The organism is Aeromonas sp. S16(2024), assembly GCF_041403065.1.
GTDB lineage: Bacteria > Pseudomonadota > Gammaproteobacteria > Enterobacterales > Aeromonadaceae > Aeromonas.
Genome location: NZ_JBGLQX010000063.1, coordinates 1 through 630, shown reverse-complemented (window position 1 = coordinate 630; position 630 = coordinate 1). Strand labels below are relative to the sequence as shown.

The 630-nt window shown below is 60.5% G+C and carries 1 protein-coding gene; it reads right to left on the bottom strand.

The window, feature by feature from the left end; translation table 11 throughout:
- Positions 1-630 (bottom strand): IS4 family transposase (locus ACB030_RS20330; RefSeq protein WP_371162265.1); only part of this gene is annotated, 630 nt, incomplete at both ends.

The window sequence follows — 630 nt, the reverse complement described above, 5'->3', positions numbered from 1 at the left end:
TGCCATGTGAAAACTCAGCTGACTCGCCGTGTATCCCTTCAGGCTCGCCGCCATCTTCACCATCTGGCTGCGCAGCAGGTTGTACGCCAGCAGCATGCCCCACAGCTCCTGCCGTATTCCCGCCGCCTTCTTGCTGCGCAGGGTCAGTCGGTGTTGTTGCAAACTGTGCTTCATCTCCCGATAACCCAGTTCGATTTCCCAGCGATGGCTGTAGAGATCGACGATGTCAGCACCCGGGAAGCGCATCGGGTCGACCATCGAGGTCAGCACCTGCCGCTCCTGGCCGTTGATAGTGCGAGTCAGCAAGCGGGCTTCCACCGTGTCCGGCAGTTGTGGCCATTTCTTGCGTGCCTGTGGACTGGTCTTGAGATGCACCAGCACATCCTGACGCCCCAGCTTGCGCACCACCTCGTATTGCGTGCCCTTTTTGAGTGGCAGCAGCCAGTGCCGCTCGTTGCCGGTGGTTTGCCAAGCATGGAGCAGGCCAAGCGAGTAGAACCCCTTGTCGAACAGGGTCAACGAGTGGTCTGGCGTGCGCGCGATAAGCTGCTCGGCCAGCACCATCTCGTTGACGGCGCAACTCTCCATGACCGCTTGCACAAGCAGGTGGCTGGTGAGCTCCATCTGGCA